Genomic DNA, 19,636 nt, shown 5'->3' on the forward strand with positions numbered 1-19,636 from the left:
TTAATAGGGGAGGTTTTTATTATGCTTTTATTAGAAGCGAAACAATTAGAAAAATCGTATGATGGAAAATTAATAATAAAGCAAACAGAACCGCTGCAACTTTTTGCTAACGACAGAGTAGGTCTAGTTGGTTTAAATGGTACTGGAAAATCAACGTTTCTTAAATTACTTGCGGAAACTGAGGTAAGAGATGCAGGTTTTATCCAACATTACGGAACAATAGCGATCGTAAGTCAGTTTGACCAAGAAGAGCAACGAATTACTTCAAAAAGTGAGGCCGTATGGAATCTGCAGGGCAAAAAGTATGACACGATGAGCGGTGGTGAAAGAACGCGTACTCAAATCGCTGCTGCTCTAGAACAAGATCCAGATATCCTTGTCTTAGATGAGCCTACTTCTCATCTTGATGTTGAAGGAATGGATCAGCTCGCCGATGTCCTTCAACATTTTAAAGGAGCGGTATTGCTCGTCTCTCATGACCGGGTATTTCTAGATATGGTTTGTACAAAGATTATCGAACTGGATCAACAAACGTTTACAACCTTTCCAGGCAATAATTCAGATTATCTGATGCAAAAAGAACAGCAACTCAAGCGAAAACATTTTGAATATGAACAATATGTTAAAGAAAAAACAAGGCTAGAAAAAACGGCTATTGAAAAAGCGGTTAAAGCGAAAGACATGAAGAACAAACCATCACGCATGTCTTATAGTGAAGCAAAGTTAGGCAAAGGAAAACTTCAAAATGCAAAGCGATCACTTGAGAAAAAATCAAAAGTAATTGAAAAAAGAATTGAAATGCTCGATAAAAAAGAAAAGCCAAAGAAACAGCAAAATGTTGAATTCGACATACAACGATTTTCTAAAATTCATGGAAAACAAGCATTAGCTGTAAAAGATCTCACTCTAGGATTTAATGGGAAGCAGCTGATTAACAATCTTACTTTCTCTGTAAAACCGGGAATGAAGATTGTATTGACTGGCAAGAATGGAACAGGAAAATCAACCTTGCTTCAAGAGATCTATAATGGAAATGATGCGATTGATAAATCCAATCAGCTTAAAATAGGTTACTTTCATCAGCATCTTAATATCTTAGATCCACAAAAAAGTATTCTTTTGAACGTGATGGAACATAGTCTGTACGATGAAACATGGGTAAGAACAGTCTTAGCTAGAATGTTGTTTAAACGTGAGGATGTATATAAAAGAGTAGAAGTATTAAGTGGCGGCGAAAAAATGAAAACGGCTTTAGCCAAACTTTTTTTAAGTGACTACAATTTATTGTTGTTAGATGAGCCTTCAAATTATTTGGATTTGTTTACAAGAGAAGCGTTAGAAGAAGTGTTGGTAGCCTATCCCGGTACGTTTATCTTGGCTACACACGACAGACGTTTAATGGAAAAGACAGCTACACACATTCTAGAGCTGCAGCCGCCAAAGGCATTTTGGTTCGAAGGGAACTATACAGAGTTTAAGAAGCGAAGCGGAAAGCAGAGCATGAACGATCACGATGAAGATGAGTTGCTTAAGCTGCAGTTTGAAATGACGGAACTAATCAGCCAGCTTTCCATTTGCTCAAATATAAGTGAAAAAGGAGAACTCGATCGGCGATATAATGAGGTACTGCATAAAATGAATAAGTTAAGATCTTAAAAGCAAAAAGCCGTTCAAAATGAGCGGCTTTACTTGTCTTTATCTACTTTTATTGGCGGTTCTTCTTGGGTTTTGATTCCAGAATCATAGCCGATTTGATTTAGATCCTTTTCGTCGGCCACCGTACCACCGGCCATTCCTTCGTTCATCATTCGGTCAACGTCTAAGTACAGATCTTTCTTACCTTCATTTTCTTTATCTTTTTTTGCCATGTTAATCAGCCTTTCTGTTTGAACTAGTATTAGAGTGTCCCAATTTGAAACTTAATTGCAGCAAAGCCGTAGAAAAATAATAAGTGAAATTCGAATATATGTAGATTCAAATAAAGTAAATCCTAAAGAAATGAGGAGATCGAATGAAAAAAACAATGTTGGCTGTTCTTTTGTCATTTAGTGTACTTACAGGGTGTTCAGCGGTGGAAGACGTAACGAACGGACTCAATTATGTTCCAGAAGCAACGGAATATATTAACGAAGTGCAACAATTTTCAAAAGAAATTCCTTCGTTAGCGGAGAAAGCTGTCTCTGATCAAAATGCACGTGTTGAGTTAGAAAAGGCCCTTGAAGAAATGAATACAACGATTGAAGAATTTAATGATTTATCTCCACCATCCGTATTTGAAGATATTCATAATCAGGTGATGGAACATAATCAAACCTTCCAAGATGGAATAGATAAGTATCAAACGGCAGTAGAGAACGGAGAACTGACCCCTGACTTTTTGGAGAAGAGTGGGTTGCTAGATGATGTCAAAGTATACACTGACTTATTAAACGATATTAAGCAATTAGGAGAGTAATACTTTTTTCTTACTTTTGCCCATTTATTTAAAATTTCATGTTACATTTCGACTAAATTCGGGAATATGACAATGAGATAATTGGTGAGGGTGGGTAAAAGAATGGACGACTATCATATTAAAATTGAAGATTATATGCAGCTATTGAAGAAAAGATACAAAAAAGGCAGGCTTCAGGCGAAACAATATCGAAAACGATTAGAACTCATTCATCTCTGGCACATGCGAGGCGTGGTTAAAGTGCCAAAGGAATAACTTGAAAATAACCAGTCTTTGACGATAAATGTATAAACACGACTAGTCTTGGCAGGTGCAACATGAATTTAATAGTTAATACGCTCAAAAAAGCTAGGCATACAAAATTTGATTATTTCTATCATATTGCGTTTGCCGTTCTTTTCTGTTTATACAGTTTCCTCATGCTTTTTTCCAGCAAACTGCTGGGTTTTTTGTTTTTTGTTTATGGCTTACTCTTATTAGGCCACACAGTTTGGAAGGGAATCCGAACTCGCTATTCTATACCTTATATCTTGTTCGGACTAACCATACTTTTTTTTAGCAGATTGTTTTGGTTAGAGGCATTTTCCGTATTGCCTGTTTTCTTTTATGAAATTTTTCAGATCGGATTCTTCCTTGGTATTATCATTGGGATATGTTTACTTTATGGTGTAATGGTTAAAGGAGCGCCTCTAGCTAACAAATTTCAAACACACGGTGTTCATAGCATTTATTTTGTTACTGGAAGTCTCTTACTTCCGTATACATGGATCTTCAGCTATGGAGCAGTTATGCAAGGAAATACTAGCAGCCTCATATGGGCATTACTTACTCTCATCGTATGGGGAGCATTATATTTCGCGCAGCTCATTACTTATCATAACAAAGCCATGTTAGCTGCATTATTTGCAGTCAATATTGGTGTAGGATGCTGGGCGATTTACAGATGGATAAACATATTGACGTAAAAAGGAGAAGCCTTTGTATGGGCTTCTCCTTTTTTAGTTTCTTCTTAATTTAGCAAGCAGATGCAATATTTCAAAGTACAGCCAAACTAACGTTACCATGAGTCCGAACGCACCGTACCATTCCATATATTTAGGGGCTCCGCGATCTGCTCCATATTCAATAAAATCAAAGTCTAAAACTAAATTTAGTGCTGCGATCACGACGATAAACAAAGAAATTCCGATTCCGATCGGACCTGTGCTGTGCAGATAAGGCACGCTCATTCCAAAAAAGCCTAAAATAAAACTAGTAAGATAAACAAGCATGATTCCCATTGTCGCTGAGAAAACGATCAATCTGAAGTTCTGCGTTACTTTTATGATCCTGAACATATAAGCGAGCAATAAGGCAAACAACGTTCCGAATGTTAAAGCAACAGCTTGCAAGGTAATACCATTGAATTGAGCCTCAAAATTAGCGGATATCCCCCCAACTGCAAGTCCTTCTAATGCGGCATATACCGGTGCAAGTAATGGTGCTGTTTTAGGCACGAATGCAACGATTAACGCCGTTACAAGACCCCCAACCAAACCAATCAAGATCAAATGACCGACTGGGTTACCTAAATTGTATTGATACCAAGTAAAAATTGCAGATGCCATCAAGATGAGCAGAAGAATAAACGTTTTGTTTACTGTTCCTGATAAAGTCATCTTCTTGCTAAAAGACGTTCCCCTGAACTTATCAAAAGTGGAGCCTTTTAAAGCAGGATTCGCACTTCTCATGTAAAATCCCTCCTTCTTTCCATACATAAAATACGTACAAACATCGTTAAAGTTTCATGCGTAAAAATATATGTCACATCATCATTCATTATAATGACATTTCACATGCATTTAAAATATATTAGGAAATTTTGACTATTTTAGACAAAGACCGACAAAAATTTAACGTTATGGAAGTATTATATAGTTGAAAGAAGGGAGGTGAGTGTATGCGTATATCAAACCTCATAATGCAGGGGTTAATCGCGGGTGCCGTCCTTTTTATTCCTGCAGAAGTGTTTGCAGAGAAAGAAGATGTGGAGAAACGGAATCAAATTGCTGAGCGAAACAACCAGCAGATCGTACAGCAAGACAAAGTTACAGATCGTGTTCCTGTACAAGCCACAAAACAAGTAGGAACAGCATTGAGAACTAAGCCGACTGAAAGTAAGGGTAAAGTGGAGTTGAATAAACCTCAATCTAAGGATTCTGGAAAACGATCTAAAACAAAGGTGCCCAAGCAAGTTCCGATTTCTAAACAGAAAAGTTCTCAAAATGCAAACTACCGAAGCGGGGTAAAAAAATCAGATCCTAAACGACAAACTAAAGAACTTGTCCCGATGAGGCAGACTGAAAAAGTGAATCAGGCAGAGCGTTCTGATTTAAAAAAGGCTGAATCATCAAGTGCTATACATAGAAAAACAGTGGTAAACAAATCCGTTTCAATAAATGAATCGGTAAAGGTACTTAAAAAGAAGCATGCTCCTATAAAGGAGAAAGTTAGTGATTCACGGTTGAAAAAGGATTTATCTCCTTTTTCAAATAAGGAATCTTCAAAATTACCGACGCTTCCCGTTTCAAAGGGAATTGCAGCAACTACAGGGCAAGGATCTTCCTCACCATCAAACCATACAGATGGTGGAGCCGGAACAACGTCATTTGCTAACTTTAAAGCTAATTTAGTGTTACCGATTATTTTTGAGGATGGGGAAAAGGTTTCTGTGTATTTTGGCAGAATGGACCTCTTAAGAAGTCAATGGGTGAACGCACCGCCAGGAAGACCACCGGAAAAGGCTCTTTAATTTTTCTAGAAAATTGTGATATGAACAACTATCTGAAAATTTAAGGAGCGAATTTAAAATGAAAAAAGTCAACCGTACATTTGTAAAATCTATCGTATTTGCTGGAACATTAACTCTTGCAGCTGTTGTAGGTACAGGGGCTGCTGAAGCGGCTGGCCACCAATCAGAAAAGGCCATTGCTGCTCAAAGTGCAAAAGGATCTCAAGGTAACGTACAAGCTAAGGAAGAAAAGTTTGAAAAACCGGCTAAAGTTACTGTGAAGATTCAAAAGCCAGTAAAAGCTGAAAAGCCAGCCAAACCTGAGAAACCTGCTACTAAGCCAGAAAAGGCTGAAAAACCTGCTAAAGATAAGAGTCATTCTCAAGCTGCTCAACATGCAAGTGAAACAGCTAAGAAACACGCTGCTCCAAACTCAGCGGTTCATGCTGTTCCGACTAAAACGGAAGAACCAATAGAAGAGCCTGTAGCAAAACCTGTTTCAGAAGAAACTAAAGAAGAAGTTGTAGTTCCTGTTGAGGAAGAAAAAACAGAAGTTATTGAAATTGAAGTTCCAGTTACATCGAATCCTGAAGAGGATAAACAGGAAGATTCAGTAACAGAAGATGAGGATGCTACACGTAAAGAGGATCTTGACGTTTTGGATGAAAATGCAGTGAAAGAAGACGACGAAGACTCTGAAGATGATGCAGCTCAAGAGGAAAATGAAGATAACCCAGTTAAAGAAGAAGAAAAAACAGATGTTATTGCTGACGATGATGCAGTAAAAGAGGACGATGATTCTAACGAAGAAGATTCTGAAGACGCAGAAGAAGTTCAAGAAAACAAATCTCTTCAAAACAAAATCAACTCTAATGCATTTGAGCGTTCAAGTGAAAATGCGAAATTGCATGCTGCACCAAACGCTGCTGTTCATGCTGACGAAGAAGTAACGGAAGAAGCACCAGCAACTGAGGAAACAACTACTGAAGAAGAAGTAACTGAAGAAGCACCTGTAACTGAAGAAGTTGTTGAAGAAGAAACAGAAGTAAAAGAAAACAAATCTCTTCAAAACAAAATCAACTCTAATGCATTCCAGCGTTCAAATGAAAACGCAAAATTGCATGCTGCACCAAACGCTGCTGTACATGCTGAAGCAACAGAAGAAGTAACGGAAGAAGCACCCGCAACTGAAGAAACAACGACTGAAGAAGAAGTAACAGAAGAAGCTCCGGCAACTGAGGAAACTACGACTGAAGAAGAAGTAACAGAAGAAGCTCCGGCAACTGAGGAAACTACGACTGAAGAAGAAGTAACAGAAGAAGCTCCGGCAACTGAAGAAACTACGACTGAAGAAGAAGTAACAGAAGAAGCTCCGGCAACTGAAGAAACTACAACTGAAGAAGAAGTTTCTGCTCTTTTGAACAAAATTCGTTCATTAGCAGTTGAGCACGCTTCTGAAAATGCAAAGCTTCATGCAGCGATCAACGCGGCGATTTTAGCAGTTGAAGATGTTTTAGAAGAAGATGCTTCAGAAGTTGTTGAAGTGCCAGCAACTGAAGAAACAATTGAAATCATAGTAGAAACTGAAACAAAATAGTAAAAATGAAGTCAGGGATTCGCGGTCCCTGGCTTTTTTGTACTTAATTTTCTTTTATAAGTCTTCAGAAAAATTTATGCGTCTTCAAATTTTTTTATAAGTCCTCAAAAAAATTTATAAGTCTTGAAATGGTTTTTATAAGTCTTCAGCTTTTTAGCCATCACCATGCAATGACTATATATTCCAACGTTTTCTTTTATATGTTCAGGGAAGTATATTCATAAAGACGCAAGGAGGTGGGATAGTTGCTACAAAAAGGTGATGTTGCACCCGATTTCACGTTACCATCTACATTAAAAAAAGATATTTCATTATCAGATTTTAAAGGGAAAAAGAATGTCCTTGTGGCTTTTTATCCGCTAGATTTTACACCTGGCTGAATTAAGGAAATAACCTCTTGGAAAGAGGATTACAAACGCTTTGAAGAAGCCAATACAGAAGTGCTTGCAATCAGTGTAGATCATATATACTCACACAATGTTTTTGCTGCAGCTCTAGGAACCTTGCCTTACCCACTTTTAGCCGATTGGCACAAAAAAGTAACTAGTAAGTTTGGTGTTCTTAACGAAGAGAATGGAACTGCTATTCGATCATGTTTTGTCATCGATCAAAAAGGTATTGTTCAATTCAGCAACCATACGTTTGATGCGAATAAAAAGCTTCAGTATGAAGAAGTATTTAAAGCTTGTGAATCATGTGGAAAAGGAGATTAACTGTGGACCAAGAACGTAAAAATCATAAACCCATTGAAGATCCGACTGCTCACGCAGAACAAGAGATCAACGCTTATTTTTATGATGAGAAACAACAAACCGATGGTCATCCCACTGATTATATGAATAGTGAGATGCCTGCTGTTAATATTGCTAAACCGGATGATGAAAAATAAGGCTGCCTTCTTAGCAGCTTTTTTATTTTGTGGCTGATTTAGCATATCTTTTGAAACCGGCAACATACCAGTCATGTTGTGGTACTATATAAGCAGAAGTATGCTGATATAGGAATAGGAAGGAACAGCTGAATGAATATTTTTTTAACTGGAGCAACTGGTTTTCTAGGTGGTCGCTTAATTCAAAATTTAGCGCGTGAAGGTCATACACTTTATGTGTTAGCGCGAAACTTACAAAAAGCTGAACAGCTTCTTCATAAGACAGCTGATTTGAACGGCGTTATTCATATAATCCAAGGGGATATCACAGCTCCTCACTTAGGTATGACGAAGGAAGCGGAGCAAGAGCTTGTAGATAAAATTGATGTATTTTATCATATGGCTGCCCTAGTGAAATTTGACTTAGATCTTAAAGATGAACTTTTTCAAATAAATTATACAGGTACTCAACATGCACTTCATGCTGCAAAGAACATGGGGGTATCGCATTTTTATTATGTAAGCACCGCCTATACACTTGGCAAAGACGAATTTGCTAAAGAAGAATTACACAGTGTGAACAATGTATTTAACAATCCGTATGAAGAGAGTAAGTGTAAAGCAGAGCACTTATGTATGGAGTTCACAGATCGTTTTAACGTAAGTATCTTAAGACCGGCGATCATTATTGGTGACTCTAAAACAGGTGAAGCGGATTCTAAGTTTACACTTTACGGATTACTTCGAAGCCTTGAAGTCTTTAAGAAAAGATTTCAGAGAAAAGGAATGGGAGATCGCGTGTTTCACTTATTGTGTGAAGAAGGCAGTACGCAGAATCTTGTTCCTGTCGATTATGTAGCGGATGTTTTATCTGGTGTTTTAAAAAAGGGAAGAGAAACAAAGATCTATCATATTACAAATAACAAACCCCCGCTTAGTGCAGATGTTTTTCAGGTTATGAGGGAAAAAGCGGGACTTGAGCTGTTTAAGCTTGCTCCGTACGATTATGAGCCATCTCTGAATGAAGAAGAACAGCTTCTCAACAGCGTGATTGATGTATATAAAAATTATTTGAACAGAAATATTTCATTTGATGACAGCAACACGCAACAACTGCTAGAAGAAATAGAAGCTGCACCCCTTCAGATGGATATGCCTATGATTAAACGAATCATTGAGGGGTATCAGAACGCTTCTGTTCAAAAATAAAAATATGCATCTATTTACATTTTATGCATATACTGCTATAGTGTAGAAGTAAAGTAACTAATCTTAATGAAACCCAAGGAGGTATGTATAATGAGACAACTTAATGGATTGACTTCAGAGAGTGTAATTTATGTACAGCCTATTGGGACAATGAAGAATCGCAAGTAGTTTATTTGCGTGTGTAATGTCTTCGCTTAAATTTGTCATTTAACCATGGGCTGTACAACAGTGCCATGGTTTTTTATATGAAGAGGGGTATTTGTGTACCTTTCTTTCGGTAAAGAACCTAAGTATTATATTTAGGTTCTTTTTCTATTTTGTAAACGTTAAAAGATTGTTGCTTTTAAATCTTGGCACCTTTGACAGTTGATTGGAGTGAAAGGTGCGAGACTCCTACGGGACAGGTGGGCAGGTGAGACACTTAAATGTGAAACATTCGAATGTGGCTCACCGCCTGCCCCGTGGAAAGCGAGCAACCTGGAACGGAAATCAACACTTCCAAAAGCAACATCATTTGCGGAAAAAAGACTTTTATAAAATGACAACATTTATTCGGAGGGTATTACATTGAATTTAAAATCACTAGGTTGGAATCAAACATTTGAAGAATCGTTTAAAACATATGAAAATCAAGATCTTGTTCCTGGAAGAATAAGTGTAGAGCATAAAGGACTTTATAGTGTTCTGACGGAGCATGGTGAATTATTAGGTGAAATCACAGGAAAGATTCGCTTTCATGCAACAGGGCGTCATGATTTCCCGGCAGTTGGAGATTGGGTAGCGGTTCAGGCTATTCCACAAGAAGGAAAAGCTTACGTCCATGGAATCCTGCCGCGCAAAAGTAAGTTTTCTCGCAAAGCAGCCGGCTTAACAACAGATGAACAGATTGTTGCGACAAACGTAGATACGGTCTTTTTAGTAAATGCTCTAAATCAAGACTTCAACCTTCGCAGATTAGAGCGTTATTTGTTAATGGCGTGGGAAAGCGGTGCGACTCCAGTTATCGTTCTAAGCAAGGCGGATCTTTGTGATGATGTTCAAAAGTTTTTAGATGAAGTGGAAACTATTGCGTTTGGAGTTCCTACATTTGCAGTTAGTGCAGAAACAGGTATAGGTCTTGATGATCTAGCAGCCTATATTTCAGAAGGTGAAACCGTTGCTCTACTAGGGTCCTCGGGTGTTGGAAAATCAACGCTTGCAAACAAACTTTTCGGGTCAGAGGTATTGAAAACGAACGTTATTCGTGAAGAAGATGGAAAAGGAAAGCATACGACTACTCATCGTGAACTTCTTGTTCTTGATCGTGGTGGAATTTTAATCGATACTCCGGGAATGAGAGAGCTTCAATTGTGGGAAGGTGACAATAGCTTAGGCCAAAGTTTTCAAGATGTTGAAGGGTATGCAGAGCTATGCCGTTTTCGCGATTGTACACATCAAAATGAGCCTGGTTGCCAAGTGCAGGAAGCGATTGAAACAGGTGAGTTAAAAGCAAATCGATATAACAGTTATGTAAAGCTTCAGCGTGAATTAGCGTACTTCGCCCGTAAAGAAGATCAGAAGTTAGCGAATGCTGAAAGAGCAAAATGGAAAAAGATCGCTGGTGACCGTACGCGCGTTCATCGTAAATAGAAGATTTGATAAGGAATGACTCTAATTTTTGAGTCATTCCTTTTTTAACACCTCATTCCTTCTTGCTTGTCCGTTTGGAAAGCACAAACGTAAATTATGTGCATTTAAAACGCACACTCAAAATTAATTTCACGTTATTTCACATATATTCACGTTAATCTCGATAATTTCACATTAGTATAAAAAGGATTTTCATACAAGGTTATCAAATAAAGATATTGAGGAGGGATAAGTATGGCACAAGTATTTACGATACAAACACATCAAAGAGATGAGATGTATGAGATTACGAGTACATTGGAGGCTTATCTGGAAGAGCAGCGTGTAAACGATGGTGTGATGTACATATATTGTCCGCATACGACTGCGGGAATAACCATTAACGAGAATGCAGATCCAGATGTTGTTCATGATATGCTAATGCGCTTGGACGAGGTATATCCATGGGAACACCCAAAGTATCGTCATGCTGAAGGAAATTCAGCTTCACATCTTAAGGCAAGTACGGTTGGTTCTTCGCAAGTGGTCTTTATCCAAAACGGAAAGCTCCTCTTAGGAACATGGCAAGGTGTTTATTTTTGTGAGTTTGATGGTCCACGAACTCGAAAATATCACGTGAAAATTTTGAACAAATAAAAGTAACTATAAAAGAGTCACTGTGTCTATCAGTGAGTCTTTTTTTTTATTCCTACTAAAGTTCTAGAAGGGCGAACCGTAGAGAAATGTGTTGAATAATAGGGAAAACTTTTAAATTTAACATAAAAATTCTATATTTCCAAAAATTTAGTTGTCTAATCCGTTTTCTTCATGTACTATTTTTTTAAATAGTGGAAATTATCATAATATTCAAACAAGGGGGATTTTAGGTGGGGATTAAGAGAGGGTTAAAAGTATTAGCGGTTTCTGCGTTATCACTAGGACTTTTGGCAGGTTGTAATTCTTCTGGTGGTTCAGAAGGAAGCAATGGAGGGGGAGGGAGCGGCAAGGTAATCAAGATCGCGACGCAAACTCCTTTGTCGGGTGGTAGTGCAACTCTTGGTGAATCCATTAAGCTTGGCGCGCAACTGGCGCTGGAAGAGAACAAGAAGAAGTTCGAAGACTTAGGGTACAAGCTTCAGCTTCAGCCATATGATGATCAAGCAGATCCTAAAAAAGGTGTAGCAAACGCACAGCTGATTGGTTCAGATAAATCAATCCTAGGAGTAGTAGGTCACTTGAATTCAGGCGTCTCCATTCCTTCATCTGAAGTTTATGAAAAGTACAAAGTGCCGATGGTTTCCCCAGCAAATACTGCTACAGAAGTAACGGATCGTGGACTTAAAACAGTTAACCGTATCGTAGCACGTGATGATTTCCAAGGCCCTGCAGGTGCAGACTTTGCGATCAATAAATTAGGAGCAAAGAAAATCTTTGTTATCCAAGATAAAACAGCGTACGGAACAGGTCTTGCAGATGCGTTTAAGAAGGCAGCTGAAGAGGCTGGAGCAGAAATCCTTGGTTACGAAGGAATTACCGTTGGTGAGAAAGACTTTAACGGTGTACTTACACAAGTATTATCAAAGAAACCTGATTTAGTGTTCTTCGGTGGATTATACACAGAAGGCGGACAGTTGATCAGACAAGCTCGTGACAAAGGAATTAAGATTCCATTCATGGGCGGAGATGGCATGGACTCGTCTACTCTAGTTGAAATCGCGGGCGATTCTGTAAAAGATGTTTATTATACTTCTGTAGCGGCTGATGCAAGCAAATCAACAGAAGGTAAAGATTTTTCTTCTAAATACAAAGAGAAGTTCAACAAAAACGTAGAGTCTTATTCAGCTTATGGCTATGATTCTATGAGCGTACTATTAAAAGGACTTGAGACAGCGATCGAAGGAAGTGACGGAGATCTTCCGGCACGTGAAAAAGTAGCAGAAGAAATCCGTAAGATTCAAGACTTCCAAGGTGTTGTAACGAAAGTCGGTTTCGATGATATCGGTGACAACAAGTTTGCAAAAGTCTACATCTACAAGTTCAGTGAAGCTAAATATCCAGGCGTTCAAGAAGGCGAAATCAGTAAGTAAACTTATGTTTACAAGAGAGGGAATGACCCCAACGGCCATGTCCCTCTTCTTTTTTACATACTCCCCAGACGTGAAAGAGAGGAATATTTATGTTAGCTGAAATTTTACAAAGTCTGCCTCAAGTACTTGTAGATGGAATCGCTCTTGGTGCGATTTACGCCGTTATTGCACTTGGTTATACGATGGTTTATGGAATACTAGAGCTCATTAATTTCGCCCATGGTGAAATTTTTATGACTGGAGCTTTTATCGGAGTTGCGATGCTGATCTTGATGACAGGAATGGGTTGGTTGGCGGCGATGCCTGCCATTCTTGCTTTGATTCTTGTTTTAGTGGTTACGTCGATCTTAACTGGTTTCATGGGTGTTGGAATAGAGCGTATGGCGTACAGACCGCTCCGAAATTCACCTAAACTGATCACGTTGATTTCAGCGATCGGTGTATCGTTCTTGCTGCAGGATCTTGTTCGTTTTATTACTGAATACAAAAGAGGAAATTATATCTTAACAGGTCCCTCCATGTTTAATGAGCAATTTTCCATTAAATTTTCTAGCATCTCCTCTTCGTTCAGTGATGCTTTCTTTAAAACGTCTACATTGATTTTAATCATTGCGGTTGTAATCATGATGATCGGACTGGATTTCTTCGTTAATAAAACGAAGTGGGGCATGGCGATGAGAGCAGTAGCTCAAGATCGTGAAACAGCATCACTCATGTCGATCAATGTGAACAGAGTGATCTCGTTGACCTTTTTCATCGGATCAGCTCTAGGTGGAGCAACGGGTGTACTGTTTGCTGTACAATACGGAACGATCGATCCGTATATCGGTTTTATTCTAGGATTAAAAGCATTTACGGCTGCAGTACTCGGAGGCATTGGAAATATCCGTGGTGCTATGGCAGGTGGGCTCATGTTAGGGATCCTAGAAATGTTTGCAGCTGCCAATCTCCAGCTACTAACGGGTGGTATCTTTGGCGCAGAGTATAAAGACGTATTTGCGTTCGCCATTCTAATCGTCGTATTGATTTTCAAACCAGAAGGACTGTTTGGCAAAGCAGTTACTGAGAAAGTGTAGGTGAAGAGCGATGAATAAGCTGACAAGTAAACTAAAAGGCAACAAGCTGGCACAAATTATTCTGCTCGTCCTTTATGTCCTGATTACCTCGTTGAGCCTATATCTTGCTCAAGCATCTGTCACAGCTTTTCTGCTGCTATTGTTCTCGTTATTGCTTCTGTACTATACAGAGCTGCCAGACCGTCTTAAATGGTTGATCGCAGGTGTCGTCCTTATCGGCGTAATACCTTTTGTATCAAGCACCGGACCAGGTTATCAATCTTACATGGAAGTCGCTACAGTTGTTGGTATCTATGTAGCGATGGCATTGGGGCTTAATATCGTTGTTGGTCTAGCAGGTTTACTAGACCTCGGGTTCGTCGCTTTCTTTGCAATCGGGGCATATACGTATGGAATCTTTGCAACAGGTCAAGCTGCTAACTTTATGCCATTTGGAACGTTCCCTTTATCGGGTGAGAGCTTTTGGATCTTTATTTTAATCGGATGCTTTGTAGCTGCACTTTTTGGTGTCTTATTAGGTATCCCTGTACTTCGTGTAAAAGGAGACTACTTAGCGATCGTAACACTTGGTTTCGGTGAGATCATTAGAATTGTATTTAATAACCTTGATAAGCCGGTGAATATTACGAATGGAGCAATGGGGTTAGCGTCAGTTAAGCCTCCGGAGATCTTCGGTTATCAGTTTGTCTATCCGAATCAATTCTACTTTATTGTTCTTGCTATCTTGTTTCTTGTCATTCTAGCTGTGAGAAGATTTGAGTTCTCAAAAATAGGCAGGTCTTGGAAAGCGGTTAGAGAAAACGAGATCGCAGCACAATCGATGGGTATCCACCTTGTACGTACGAAGCTTTTAGCATTCGCAATCGGAGCTTCTTTTTCAGGAATGATGGGGGTTGTCTTTGCAGCGAAACAAACTTTCGTTGACCCTACGAGTTTCACGTTACTAGAGTCTATCACCATCCTAGTAATGGTTATCTTAGGAGGCATGGGCAGTGTGCCAGGTGTAATCCTAGGTGCAGCAGTGATTACCATTCTAAATCTACAAGTACTGACAGAGGTAACAAATTACTTAAATCAATTGAGTCTTGATGGTGTGATCAGCTTTCCAGAAGCACTCGCTCCAGCAAAAATGCAACGATTTATCTTTGGAGCGATTTTAATCATATTTGCCATCTATCGCCCTCAAGGGTTGATACCATCTAAAAATCCTGTGTTTGATGAAGAATCGCTTAAAGAGGGATCGAAAAAGCACAGAAAAGAACAGATTACGGTTGAACCTGACAAAGGGTTTCAGGCATAGGAGGCGGTATAAAGATGTCGATTTTGACAGTTAGTAATCTTACTAAACAGTTTGGCGGACTTGTTGCCGTAAATTCAGTAGATATGACAGTGGAAAAAGGTTCGATAACTGCGGTAATCGGACCGAACGGAGCAGGCAAGACTACTTTTTTTAACTTGATCACAGGGGTATATCAGCCGGACAATGGAAATGTGCAACTCGGATCAAGTTCTTTAATAGGGTTGAAGCCACATGAGATTTCCCGACACGGAATAGCCCGTACGTTCCAGAACATCCGTCTTTTTTCAAACATTACGGTTCTTGAAAATGTAATGGTAGGTTTGCATAAACAGTTGAAAGCGGGAATCGTCGGTACTCTGTTTCAAACAAAAAAAGTAAGAGAAGAAGAACAGCTGGCGAAAGAAGAAGCCTACCACTGGCTTGAATATGTCGGTCTTGCGAAGCATCTGAACGAAGACGCCCAGAATCTATCTTATGGAGCACAGCGAAGGCTTGAGATCGCGCGTGCACTGGCTACGAAACCTAAACTCTTGCTGTTAGATGAACCAGCAGCTGGGATGAATCCAAGAGAAACACGTGAATTAACCGAGTTTATCCATCGAATGAGAGAGGATTTGGATGTAACGATCGTTTTGATCGAACATGACATGAAGCTAGTCATGGAGATATCTGAACAGATCTTTGTATTAGATCATGGCGAAAAGATCGCTGAAGGAAAGCCTGCTGAAATCCGTAATAATGTAAAAGTGATTGAAGCTTATCTTGGAAAAAGTGCCGTAACACCAGCGTAAGGGGGAGAACGATGAGTATTCTACAATTAAAGGATATTAACACATATTACGGTGGTATCCATGCGCTAAAAGGGATCAGCATTTCTGTAGAAAAAGGGGAAATCGTTACATTGATCGGATCGAACGGTGCAGGGAAATCAACGACTTTAAAAACGATCAGCGGACAGGTTCTGCCAAAAACCGGTTCCGTTATCTATGAAGGAAAAGACATTTCAAAACAGCCTGCCCATATAACAGCTCAAACGGGTATTGCACACGTTCCTGAAGGAAGAAGGATTTTTCCAAGACTAACGGTAAAAGAAAATTTAGAGATGGGTGCTTTTATTGTAAAAGATAAAAAGGTCATCAAGGAACGAATGGAACAGGTATTTGACTATTTTCCAAGGTTAAGAGAACGATTGACTCAAAAAGGAGGTACGATGAGTGGCGGTGAGCAGCAGATGCTCGCTATGGGTCGTGCCCTTATGTCAAAGCCGCGTCTCTTGTTGCTTGATGAACCTTCTATGGGACTAGCCCCTGTTATTGTAGAACAAATTTTTGATATTATTAGTGACCTTAATAAAGAAGGAATGACGATTCTTCTCGTTGAACAAAACGCGTTTCAGGCACTTCAAATTGCAAATCGAGGATACGTGCTTCAGACTGGAGAGATTGTGATGGCTGGTCAAGGGAATGAGCTCATTACAAATGAGTCTGTACGAGAGGCTTATCTGGCTTAACTAGACGGTTATGTCAAAAGATGCTTTGTAAGCAGTTGATTTGCGTTCCAGATGCTCGCTTTCCACGGGGCGTCCGGTGAGCCTCCTGCCGCTTTGCGCCATTAGGAGTCTCCACCAGTCTAGTTCCAGTGACAAGCCCCTCGAGGTCAAAAGTTGAATGGTCAAGAATGCAAAGTGCGCCTTCCTAGCCCATTCAACTTTTGCTTGTCGGGGCTGAACGAGTCATTTCCACTTTTCGAACTGACCGCTCGTCCCGTAGGAGTCTCGCATCTTGCACTCCAATCAACTAGTCAGCGAAGTGAATGAAAAGACAGTTAAGAAGAACTTCACATAAAGACCAGTTCATATCAAAATACGTAGTGATTTCAATCCGTCACAGGATGCTCGTATTTCGAAGGCAAGCGGCTATTCGAAACAATCTATTGATATTCAACAGCATAGTTAACAGAACAAATAAAACCGGGGATCAACCTGGTTTTCTTTTTTGTGTCTATTTCCTCTTTATTATTGGATGAAATTGTTATACCTTTAAAAGGAAGACGAAAGGGGTATGATTCATGATTAAAGTACTCTTTGTATGCTTAGGAAACATATGTCGATCTCCTATGGCGGAGGCGATTTTTCGAGATCTCGTAAAACGAGAAGGATTATCTGAAATCATTTCAATTGATTCTGCTGGAACAGGAAACTGGCATGCAGGAGAACCGCCTCATGAGGGAACGAGGAATATCTTGAAAGAAAACCGAATTTCCTATGAAGGTCAAAAAGCGCGCCAAGTTAAAAAAAAAGATCTAACAGATTACGATTATATCATTGGTATGGATGCTGAGAATATCGGTAACATGCATAGGATGGCGGGGCAAACCCAAACAGGTATGATCGCAAGACTGATGGACTTTGTACCTGAGGTTGAAAAAGAGGATGTTCCCGATCCGTACTTTACAGGTAATTTCCAAGAAGTATATGATCTTGTGACAATCGGCTGTGAGAGACTCTTAATAGAAATAAAAAATAGAGAATCGTTATAATCAGGAGGATACCGGATGGGTGAAATTCGTCAATTATCATCAGAACAAGAAGTGCGTGATGCTTTCCCAGTTATGAATCAGCTTCGTACACATCTTTCAGAAGACCTTTTTTATGAACTTTTTTTACAGATGGAGAAAGAAGGATACACGTTGTTTGCCAATATTCATGAAGGGAAAATCGTAGCTTTGGCAGGTTTCGCTATGCTGACCAATCTTTATGACGGCAAGCATATTTATTTGTACGATCTAATCACTGATTCCAACGAACGATCAAAAGGATATGGTGAGGAACTTCTAGCATTTTTGGAATCTTTTGCTCTTCAAAATAACTGTAACTGTGTTGCGCTAAGTTCGAATGTGAACCGTTTAGACGCTCATCGTTTTTATACAGATAAAATGAATTATGAGATGCCGAGCTATGTGTTTAAAAAGAGATTTTAAGTAAGTGATCGATAATCGTAGGTGAGCATACATTTTGACCAGCGATTATAAATCTGCGCGAACGATCATTGATTTCTACGAAAAAGGATAATGAAATCATCAACACTCATAAAAGAACTAAGATCTTTATGCATTTTCAAAAATACCTAATAACTATTGTAACAAAGCAAAAGCTGGCCAAGGAAGATCATATGATGATCGACCATAGCCAGCTTTTCTTTTGGAAAAAAATTATGTTTTAGTAAATCTTATTAAGCACGGCTACGCATGCTGCGCATGATAAAGCTTACGATAAGTACTACTACAACTGCACCGATAATAGCTGGAACGATTGCAAATCCTGCTACCATTGGTCCCCAATCACCTAATAATAATCCACCTAACCATGCACCAACAAAACCTGCGATGATGTTACCGATGATTCCGCCTGGTACGTCACGCCCTGTTAAAAGACCTGCTAACCAACCGATGATTCCTCCAATTATAAGTGCCCATAATAAACTCATGTAAAATTCCTCCTTTTTTTTTGTGTGTTGTAATATGGAATTATTCTTAAGTTACCCATTATAAAAAATTATAAACTTATCCTGAAAAAAGTTTTTATCACCATAAAGAAGGGGAAAGATAAAGGGAAATGTATAAAAATAAGTAAGGGGTGAGAGGAACTTTGACGTTATGGCATATACTCAAACATATGAAAGCCAAAGCCTTTGGAATTGAATTCATGCATGGTTTTCAAAGAGGAGATGTAACAGGACTTGCAGCACAGCTTGCTTATTATTTTCTGCTTTCGCTATTCCCTTTTCTTATCTTCTTATTAACGCTTGGTGCCTTTTTTATAGAACCAAAAGAAGCGCTCGACCTGTTAGAGCACTTCGTACCATCAGAGGCGATGGATTCTGTTAGAGAAAATTTACTAGCTGTATTAGAAGGAAGAAGTGGTGGCCTCTTATCAATCGGTATTCTAGCTACGATTTGGTCAGCTTCTAATGCAATCAATGCTGTAATCAAGACTTTAAATGAAGCATATGGAGTTGAAGAATGCCGTAGTTTCATTAAAACAAGGTTATTGGCTATATTCTTAACGTTTGGCGTTATTTTCGCTTTTGTGGTTGCACTCGTTTTCCCTGTATTCGGAAAGATGCTTGGGAACGCAGCCTTTTCTTATTTAGGGTTGAGTGATGAGTTCCTACAGATCTGGGGAGTGTTACGGTGGTTGATTAGTTTCCTTATCATCGCGACCGTTGTATCTGTTCTCTATTATTTAGCTCCATGTAAAAAGCTGAAGTATAGTGAGATCTGGTACGGTTCACTAGTTGCTACATTCTTCTGGCAGATCGTATCATTCGGTTTTGCATTTTATGTTGATCATTTTGGGAATTATTCCGCTACTTACGGAAGCATTGGAGCGATTATTGTTCTCATGCTTTGGTTTTATCTCACTGGTATCGTCTTATTATCTGGAGGCGTCTTAAATGCCACGTTTCATAAGTTTAAGATTGATTTTGCCAAGAAAAGGGGCTTGTTAAAGGCTGAATCCTAGGAAAAACTATACATACCTTGTCGTTAAGGAGGTATTATTGATATGGGAAAAAGCAACAAACAGACCCACAGCAATAAGAAGAATAAAAATGATAGTCAGCACAAAACGAGTAAATCCTCGAACAAAAAGAATGACTTTCATTAA

The 19,636-nt window shown here is 39.1% G+C and carries 22 protein-coding genes; 19 read left to right on the plus strand and 3 right to left on the minus strand.

Annotated elements, in window-relative coordinates:
* The first annotated feature begins 21 nt into the window (after positions 1-21).
* Positions 22-1,656 carry a ribosomal protection-like ABC-F family protein gene (gene abc-f, locus ACOZ9X_RS16395; protein ID WP_423419141.1) on the plus strand — a complete coding sequence of 545 codons (1,635 nt, stop codon included), beginning with the start codon at positions 22-24 and terminating at the stop codon, positions 1,654-1,656.
* 29 nt (positions 1,657-1,685) lie between these two features.
* Here the strand turns inward: abc-f and ACOZ9X_RS16400 are convergent, their stop codons facing one another.
* Positions 1,686-1,868 carry a hypothetical protein gene (locus ACOZ9X_RS16400; RefSeq protein WP_423419142.1) on the minus strand — a complete coding sequence of 61 codons (183 nt, stop codon included), beginning with the start codon at positions 1,866-1,868 and terminating at the stop codon, positions 1,686-1,688.
* Positions 1,869-2,011: 143 nt separating this feature from the next.
* Between ACOZ9X_RS16400 and ACOZ9X_RS16405 the strand changes: the two genes are divergently transcribed.
* The 3 genes from ACOZ9X_RS16405 to ACOZ9X_RS16415 all read left to right on the plus strand — a co-directional run bounded on the left by ACOZ9X_RS16405 (position 2,012) and on the right by ACOZ9X_RS16415 (position 3,420).
* Positions 2,012-2,455 (plus strand): DUF6376 family protein, encoded by a 444-nt coding sequence (locus ACOZ9X_RS16405; RefSeq protein WP_423419143.1) that lies wholly within the window; start codon positions 2,012-2,014, stop codon positions 2,453-2,455.
* A 102-nt stretch (positions 2,456-2,557) separates the two neighbouring features.
* Complete coding sequence (locus ACOZ9X_RS16410; RefSeq protein ID WP_153238238.1) at positions 2,558-2,710, plus strand: hypothetical protein; 153 nt, start codon at positions 2,558-2,560, stop codon at positions 2,708-2,710.
* Positions 2,711-2,772: 62 nt separating this feature from the next.
* Positions 2,773-3,420, plus strand: coding sequence for a hypothetical protein (locus ACOZ9X_RS16415; protein WP_423419144.1), 648 nt, complete (start codon positions 2,773-2,775; stop codon positions 3,418-3,420).
* A gap of 33 nt (positions 3,421-3,453) precedes the next feature.
* On the opposite strand, the gene ACOZ9X_RS16420 is transcribed toward ACOZ9X_RS16415, so the two are convergent.
* Positions 3,454-4,185 (minus strand): Bax inhibitor-1/YccA family protein, encoded by a 732-nt coding sequence (locus ACOZ9X_RS16420; protein ID WP_066391075.1) that lies wholly within the window; start codon positions 4,183-4,185, stop codon positions 3,454-3,456.
* A 209-nt stretch (positions 4,186-4,394) separates the two neighbouring features.
* On the opposite strand from ACOZ9X_RS16420, the gene ACOZ9X_RS16425 reads away from it, so the two are divergent.
* The 14 genes from ACOZ9X_RS16425 (at position 4,395) to ACOZ9X_RS16490 (ending at position 17,949) form a co-directional block, all read left to right on the plus strand.
* Positions 4,395-5,246 carry a hypothetical protein gene (locus tag ACOZ9X_RS16425; protein WP_423419145.1) on the plus strand — a complete coding sequence of 284 codons (852 nt, stop codon included), beginning with the start codon at positions 4,395-4,397 and terminating at the stop codon, positions 5,244-5,246.
* 58 nt (positions 5,247-5,304) lie between these two features.
* The gene (locus ACOZ9X_RS16430) at positions 5,305-6,822 is read left to right on the plus strand and encodes a hypothetical protein (RefSeq protein WP_423419146.1); all 1,518 of its coding nucleotides are present in this window, start codon (positions 5,305-5,307) and stop codon (positions 6,820-6,822) included.
* Between the two features lie 245 nt (positions 6,823-7,067).
* Positions 7,068-7,535, plus strand: a complete 468-nt coding sequence (locus ACOZ9X_RS16435; protein WP_423419147.1) for a redoxin domain-containing protein — start codon at positions 7,068-7,070, stop codon at positions 7,533-7,535.
* A gap of 2 nt (positions 7,536-7,537) precedes the next feature.
* Positions 7,538-7,711 (plus strand): hypothetical protein, encoded by a 174-nt coding sequence (locus ACOZ9X_RS16440; protein ID WP_423419148.1) that lies wholly within the window; start codon positions 7,538-7,540, stop codon positions 7,709-7,711.
* Positions 7,712-7,843: 132 nt separating this feature from the next.
* Positions 7,844-8,899, plus strand: a complete 1,056-nt coding sequence (locus tag ACOZ9X_RS16445) for an SDR family oxidoreductase (protein WP_423419149.1) — start codon at positions 7,844-7,846, stop codon at positions 8,897-8,899.
* Between the two features lie 567 nt (positions 8,900-9,466).
* The gene (rsgA, locus tag ACOZ9X_RS16450; protein WP_423419150.1) at positions 9,467-10,528 is read left to right on the plus strand and encodes a ribosome small subunit-dependent GTPase A; all 1,062 of its coding nucleotides are present in this window, start codon (positions 9,467-9,469) and stop codon (positions 10,526-10,528) included.
* Between the two features lie 234 nt (positions 10,529-10,762).
* The gene (locus tag ACOZ9X_RS16455; protein ID WP_137791554.1) at positions 10,763-11,164 is read left to right on the plus strand and encodes a secondary thiamine-phosphate synthase enzyme YjbQ; all 402 of its coding nucleotides are present in this window, start codon (positions 10,763-10,765) and stop codon (positions 11,162-11,164) included.
* 230 nt (positions 11,165-11,394) lie between these two features.
* Positions 11,395-12,594, plus strand: coding sequence for a branched-chain amino acid ABC transporter substrate-binding protein (locus tag ACOZ9X_RS16460; protein WP_423419151.1), 1,200 nt, complete (start codon positions 11,395-11,397; stop codon positions 12,592-12,594).
* An 89-nt stretch (positions 12,595-12,683) separates the two neighbouring features.
* Positions 12,684-13,670, plus strand: a complete 987-nt coding sequence (locus ACOZ9X_RS16465) for a branched-chain amino acid ABC transporter permease (RefSeq protein ID WP_066391085.1) — start codon at positions 12,684-12,686, stop codon at positions 13,668-13,670.
* Positions 13,671-13,680: 10 nt separating this feature from the next.
* Positions 13,681-14,970: a branched-chain amino acid ABC transporter permease gene (locus tag ACOZ9X_RS16470; protein ID WP_066391086.1), complete on the plus strand. Its 1,290-nt coding sequence runs from the start codon at positions 13,681-13,683 to the stop codon at positions 14,968-14,970.
* A 14-nt stretch (positions 14,971-14,984) separates the two neighbouring features.
* Entirely contained in the window at positions 14,985-15,761 is a 777-nt protein-coding gene (locus ACOZ9X_RS16475) for an ABC transporter ATP-binding protein (RefSeq protein WP_423419152.1), read from the plus strand.
* An 11-nt stretch (positions 15,762-15,772) separates the two neighbouring features.
* Positions 15,773-16,480: an ABC transporter ATP-binding protein gene (locus tag ACOZ9X_RS16480; RefSeq protein WP_144703945.1), complete on the plus strand. Its 708-nt coding sequence runs from the start codon at positions 15,773-15,775 to the stop codon at positions 16,478-16,480.
* A 557-nt stretch (positions 16,481-17,037) separates the two neighbouring features.
* Complete coding sequence (locus ACOZ9X_RS16485; protein ID WP_423419153.1) at positions 17,038-17,508, plus strand: low molecular weight protein-tyrosine-phosphatase; 471 nt, start codon at positions 17,038-17,040, stop codon at positions 17,506-17,508.
* Between the two features lie 15 nt (positions 17,509-17,523).
* Positions 17,524-17,949: a GNAT family N-acetyltransferase gene (locus tag ACOZ9X_RS16490; RefSeq protein WP_416730536.1), complete on the plus strand. Its 426-nt coding sequence runs from the start codon at positions 17,524-17,526 to the stop codon at positions 17,947-17,949.
* 251 nt (positions 17,950-18,200) lie between these two features.
* Here ACOZ9X_RS16490 and ACOZ9X_RS16495 read toward each other — a convergent pair whose 3' ends face one another.
* Positions 18,201-18,455, minus strand: coding sequence for a GlsB/YeaQ/YmgE family stress response membrane protein (locus tag ACOZ9X_RS16495; protein WP_137791560.1), 255 nt, complete (start codon positions 18,453-18,455; stop codon positions 18,201-18,203).
* A 161-nt stretch (positions 18,456-18,616) separates the two neighbouring features.
* Between ACOZ9X_RS16495 and ACOZ9X_RS16500 the strand changes: the two genes are divergently transcribed.
* Entirely contained in the window at positions 18,617-19,492 is an 876-nt protein-coding gene (locus ACOZ9X_RS16500; RefSeq protein ID WP_228116229.1) for a YihY/virulence factor BrkB family protein, read from the plus strand.
* Positions 19,493-19,636: the final 144 nt, after the last annotated feature.

This window comes from Fictibacillus nanhaiensis, assembly GCF_049537595.1.
In the GTDB taxonomy this organism is placed as follows: Bacteria; Bacillota; Bacilli; order Bacillales; family Fictibacillaceae; genus Fictibacillus; species Fictibacillus nanhaiensis_F.